This is a genomic window from Algoriphagus sp. (genome assembly GCF_024642405.1).
Taxonomy (GTDB): domain Bacteria; phylum Bacteroidota; class Bacteroidia; order Cytophagales; family Cyclobacteriaceae; genus Algoriphagus.
This window is the reverse complement of record NZ_JAHEBC010000255.1, coordinates 1-5466: the sequence shown is the minus strand read 5'-3', so window position 1 is coordinate 5466 and position 5466 is coordinate 1. Positions and strand designations below refer to the sequence as shown.

The 5466-nt window shown below is 37.8% G+C and carries 5 protein-coding genes and 1 pseudogene; all 6 read left to right on the top strand.

The annotated features are described in order from the left end of the window. Positions 1-229: hypothetical protein (locus Q0L68_RS15540; protein ID WP_296704996.1), on the top strand; the 229-nt coding region annotated here is incomplete at its 5' end. A 55-nt stretch (positions 230-284) separates the two neighbouring features. Beyond that, entirely contained in the window at positions 285-1553 is a 1269-nt protein-coding gene (locus Q0L68_RS15535) for a hypothetical protein (protein ID WP_296704995.1), read from the top strand. Further along, positions 1541-1987 carry a hypothetical protein gene (locus Q0L68_RS15530; protein WP_296704993.1) on the top strand — a complete coding sequence of 149 codons (447 nt, stop codon included), beginning with the start codon at positions 1541-1543 and terminating at the stop codon, positions 1985-1987. Before Q0L68_RS15535 ends, Q0L68_RS15530 begins: the two co-directional genes overlap by 13 nt. 345 nt (positions 1988-2332) lie before the next feature. Next, positions 2333-3001 carry a hypothetical protein gene (locus Q0L68_RS15525; protein ID WP_296704992.1) on the top strand — a complete coding sequence of 223 codons (669 nt, stop codon included), beginning with the start codon at positions 2333-2335 and terminating at the stop codon, positions 2999-3001. A 550-nt stretch (positions 3002-3551) separates the two neighbouring features. Beyond that, positions 3552-5266 (top strand): annotated as a pseudogene (acsA, locus tag Q0L68_RS15515) (acetate--CoA ligase). A 5-nt stretch (positions 5267-5271) separates the two neighbouring features. Continuing rightward, on the top strand, positions 5272-5466 hold a 195-nt coding region (locus Q0L68_RS15510), incomplete at its 3' end, for a thiamine pyrophosphate-dependent enzyme (RefSeq protein ID WP_296704987.1).

Below are 5466 nucleotides of genomic sequence, written 5' to 3'. Positions count from 1 at the left end.
CCTGAGTAACTATTATTCAGGCTTATTTTTGATGCTATTATTAATGACATCAATTCTTTTTACTTCCTGTGTGGAAGAACCTGAAGCTCCAAAAATCCAATCCACAGAAAATGGACAGCTGATGAAAGTCAAAGCTTGGTTTGAAGAGAATAAAACTAATTTGAGACTTCCAGAACGAGGCTTAAATTTCAGATTGGAATCTCAGGAATTGATTTTACCTTATTTTTGAAAAAGAACCCGATTGGGATAAATTTCATCATTATTATTTTCCGGATGGGAGAGAGATGTTTGAAGTAAGTTTGGAGGGAAACAGGTTATATTTTCCAAAAGAAAATTCCAAACCTAAAAAGAAAGACGAAATAAAATACTTTCAAAATATTCTATTTGTCAAACACCAAACTGAAGATCGATTTGATCCTTTGATAATTAGGTATTACCCTGAAGAGATTGAATCAAATAGAAAATTTGAGGAAGTTAATTATCAGATGATGGATGAAAAATGGAATGGCTGGATCGATTTATTTTCCTATGACGAACATTATCTGGTTGGGTATAAAATTGATAGAGGGCAGCTTACCCATACTCGAACGATGCAAAAAGGAATGGAAAACGGGAAAAAGTCTTTTGGCAATGAAAATAAAGATGTGATTTATCGATGTTATGATGTCGCTACAGATTGGTACGATGGAAATACTGGAGTGTATTTAGATACCACCCATAGTACTACTTGTGATTTTGTAGAGGGTGGTGGGACACCAGGAGGAGGAGCTCCTTCAGGTGGAACAATTTCAGGAGGTGGTTCTGATATAGGGTATTATACACCAAGTATCCCGGTACCCAATTTGGTGATTTATATAGATTCCTCTATCAAAAATAATTCAAATTTGAATTGCATTGTGGAGAAGCTTAGACTAAACTATTTTGTAAAAAGCATAGCTGAGTTTACAGAAAATGAGGAGATTGCTAGAAACACAGTTTTAAAAACTGAGCAACTTGATCCATCCGATAGACAAGGAACTACTGTCCACATTTCCGGTAATAATTCAGTAATAATTAATTCTGATGCTTTGGACAGGCCGGATCTCTTAATTGCAAAAACAATAATTCATGAGTTGCTCCATGCAGAGATGTTTGCAGCGTTAGAAGCGAATGGTGTAACCCCATTAGATAATGACTTTGCTTCAAATTATAATCAGCTGGTAGGAATTTATGCATCAAAAGAACCAAACAAGTGGAGTGGGGATCAGCAACATAAGTATATGGCGGAATTTCTTCTGGAAAAAATGGGATCAGTACTAATGAATTTCCATAAAACTCATATGCCGGAAGATTATAAAAAATTGGAGGATCTTATTAATATACCTGGATCAATTCTCCGAAAAGAAGTTCCGCTTGAATTTTATTCGAACTTATTTTGGGAAGGTCTTCAAGGTACTCATGCATATGATATTATGAAATCAACAACAGCGAATTACCCTATTTTATCTCCCTATCAAAAGTATGAAAGAGATAAAACAACTGCATTAGACTTAGGTAAACCATGTGGAAACTAATAGTTATAATAACTGCATTTTGGAGACTTCTTCCTATAAATCAAGAAGACCCTATAATTATCATTTTAGATGACTGTAGAGAATGGAGGATCGTCAAACATGGTTTAAGAGATAAAAGGGATTTTATTTACAGCAAAGAGTTTCCAGAAAATGCAACAGTGCATTTGGATCATACTAGATATTCAAAAGAGCCTGAAACAAAGGGTCTGACAATTTCAGAAATTGAAAAAGGCAAGTTTTTTTATGCCTCGGAGTTAGATTTTCATGATTGGTCCAAATGGGGCGAGTTTAATGGAAAGAAGAATGAAAAAGTGTTTGTTATGATGGCAGAGGACTTTTGTTCCCAGAAAAGGTTTGAATACAACTATTCATTTACGCTTTATGAAGTAAGGGTTGATCTATCTATGGCAGATATAGTGATAGATGGAATTTAAATTCTGAAACCGAAACCAAAATTTTGAATACCCTCTCGGAAGTGATTCTGGGAGGGTTTTTTATAGAAAGTTACACTAGTTAGATACTAATACATGGCCCAGAACAGCGAAACTATGTCGCCTATGGTCCTATGTGGTTAAAAACCTTTGGCATACTTTGCTATTACCCTTGAGTACTCTGCGGTAAAATCAAAATGGTAACTTGCCCAAATCTCCAAATTAGTCGAATACGCCGATGGGAGGTTTCTATAAACAGATTTGAAAATTTATTGTAGTATTTACAGAGTGAACTGTTTATTTTATTGTTAAATTAATGCTTTTTAAAACCAATAAAACACATCTTATATGTCAAAAAGTAATTTTAATTTCCTAGGAGCAGTTGGGTTTTTACTTGTGGTGATTTTTCTAACAAGCTGTCAAATGGAAAATAGTTCATTTGAATTACCCCAAGATGTTCAAGCTTTTAAATTGTACAAGCCAGAAGCAAATGAAATTGAAGGCAGGGCTTTAAAAATGGATCCAAATTCGAGAAAATGGAGTCCTGGTGAAGGATGGGTAAAAGCAGAAAATTTAGCAGTTGAAATAAAGTCTTCCACTGGCGAATTGCTTGCGACTGAATATCATACCTATGACGCGAAATTGAAAGGAGGAGACCTTGAAGGTACTTTTAAATTGCTGGCAGTAGAACCAAATGGTTTTGAATTGAGACTTGATGGAGAAATAACCTGCTTGGTTTTCGAGGAAGATTGTCAAACTGCAAGAATAACAGGGATCATTAATAATAGCACTATTCCTTTTTATAAAGGAAGGTATGTGAGATGGACTGTTATAGATAATGGAGATTCGGGAGATTTAACTACAGATATGCAGTTTTCAGTATCTCAAGAAATGGCTGAATTCCATTGTCAAACTGGTGCTGGGGTTGAAAATTTTTATAGTGGTGAGTTTTTATTACCTAAGGGAGATGTAAAAATCAAATCTATGGAATGCTTTGGAAATGCAGTGGGTAAATGAAAATTTTCAACTTTTTTTAAAAAGGCAACTTATCCAAGTCCTTTAGGTCTTCGGGATTTCAAATCCCGAAGATTTTTCCAAAGATTTATAATTATAGATTCGGTATCGGGTTTACTCTGAAGTGTATGTTAGCAATTCAAATTAGTGTTAACTAAATTAATCTAAAAAGTCGATCCTCCGGATTAGAAATCCTATGATTTAGGTTCAGGATTAAATCCTCGATATTCATCGGGACCTGAATAGCCAAAGCACACTGCGGTAAAATCAAAATGGTAACTTGCCCAAATCTACATTTCCACCAGAGGGGGCCATCCTATCATTTTTTAGTAGTAGGCTTATCCTAAAGTCTCCAAAAAACATCGCATATCAAGGGCTTAGAATATGATTTAAGTCATTAACCATTAAATGATTGGTCTCAAATTGGATTTCATTTTTCTTAAAATGGTAAATTAAGGAATGATCAAATCCGTATTTGATTTTTGAGGATTGAAAGATTGAAAAACCGGCTAAAACCGGACTTTCTAAAATTTTCAAATTTTAAGATCTGTTTATGAAAGAGCCCAATTTAACCGATTTCGAGAAGTTGTACCAGCATTTTGACTGGCAAAATGAGCGAAATCTATTAGCTGGCTTGCCTGGCAAAAAAGGACTGAATATCGCACATGAAGCTGTCGATAGGCATGCTTCTAGCCACTTGGAAAATACGGTTGCAATTCGCTTTATCGGTAAGGAGGAAAAGACAGATGATTACTCTTTTGGAGATTTAAAAATCCAGACTTCAAAGTTTGCCAATCTTCTGGATGGCTTGAAATTGAAAGAAGGAGATCGGGTATTTTCTTTATTGGGCCGAGTGCCGGACTTATATATAGCGGCTTTAGGGGCGCTGAAATACAAGGCCGTTTTTGCCCTTTGTTCTCAGTTTTTGGGCCAGAACCTATTTTTCAAAGATTGAGTAAGGGTGATGCAAAGGTGTTGGTCACCAATACTAGCTTTTATGAGAAAAAGATAAAGGGGCTTCTCGATCGGCTTCCTTCCTTAGAATTCATTTTACTGACGGACTCATCAGATCCTTTAGATAAGAAAACTCTTTCCATGACAAAACTTATGAGGGAAGCTTCTGAAGAATTCATTATTCCTCCCACAGACCCCGAAGACCCCGCTTTATTACATTTTACTAGTGGAACCACAGGGATGCCAAAAGGTGCTTTGCACGTTCACCAGGCCGTGCTTACCCATTATACCACCGGAAAATATGTGCTGGATTTTCATGAGGGGGATGTTTTTTGGTGTACTGCAGATCCGGGATGGGTCACAGGAACTTCCTATGGCATCATCGCTCCTTTGGTCAACGGTGTAACCAGCATCATAGATGAAGAGGAATTTGATGCGTTGCGCTGGTATTCTATTTTGGAAAAGCAGAAAGTCAATGTCTGGTATACCGCGCCAACGGCCATCCGAAGATTGATGCGAATGGAGTTCGTGCCCAAAGAAAAATATGATCTTTCTTATTTGAGATTGGTGCTGAGTGTAGGCGAGCCACTGAATCCAGGAGCTGTTACCTGGGGACAAAAGGCTTTTGGAGTTCCTGTCCTGGATAATTGGTGGCAAACAGAGACTGGTGGGATAATGATTGCCAATTACCGTTCCGTGGAGGTAAAACCAGGATCCATGGGCAAACCACTTCCCGGAATAATCGCAGCGATAGCTGATGTAGACGGTGAAAAAATCAAGATCTATGATCAACCAGAAAAACAAGGTCATTTGGTTCTTAAGAAAGGGTTTCCTTCTCTTTTTAGGGGCTATCTACACGAGGAAGAGCGCTACCAAAAATGCTTTGTGGGAGATTGGTATATCTCCGGAGATCTGGCAAAAATTGATAAGGATGGTTACTTCTGGTTTATTGGAAGGGCGGATGACATCATCAAAACCTCTGGACATATGGTCGGGCCATTCGAAGTGGAAAGTACCTTGATGAAGCACCCTGCAGTGGTGGAAGCTGCGGTAATCGGAAAACCTGAACCATCGATTGGAGAATTGGTCAAGGCATTCGTTGTTCTGAAAGAAGGCTTCGAGCCTACTGATGAAATGCGCCAAGAGTTGATTGGCTTTGCTAGAAAAACAATGGGGCCGGCAGTAGCGCCCAAAGAAATTTCCTTTATAGAAAGCCTTCCTAAAACCAAAAGTGGAAAGATCTTGAGAAGGCTGCTGAAAGCCCGTGAATTGGGATTGCCGGAAGGGGATTTGTCTACACTTGAAAAAGGCTAAAGATTATGGAAAGGAAGAAAAAGTTAGATTCAAAAGAAGGACAGCGGCTATTGCAGCAAATGATACTCATACGAAAGTTTGAAGAGAAATCTGCGGAGGAATACACAAAGTCCAAAATACGTGGATTCCTTCACCTCTATTCCGGGGAAGAGGCGGTAGCAGTTGGGGTTATTCAAGCTTTGACCAGGGAAGATAATATT

Coding starts and splice junctions, on each gene's coding strand:
- Q0L68_RS15535 (WP_296704995.1), top strand. CDS start 285: ATGTTTGAAGTAAGTTTGGAGGGAAACAGGTTATATTTTCCAAAAGAA.
- Q0L68_RS15525 (WP_296704992.1), top strand. CDS start 2,333: ATGTCAAAAAGTAATTTTAATTTCCTAGGAGCAGTTGGGTTTTTACTT.
- Q0L68_RS15530 (WP_296704993.1), top strand. CDS start 1,541: ATGTGGAAACTAATAGTTATAATAACTGCATTTTGGAGACTTCTTCCT.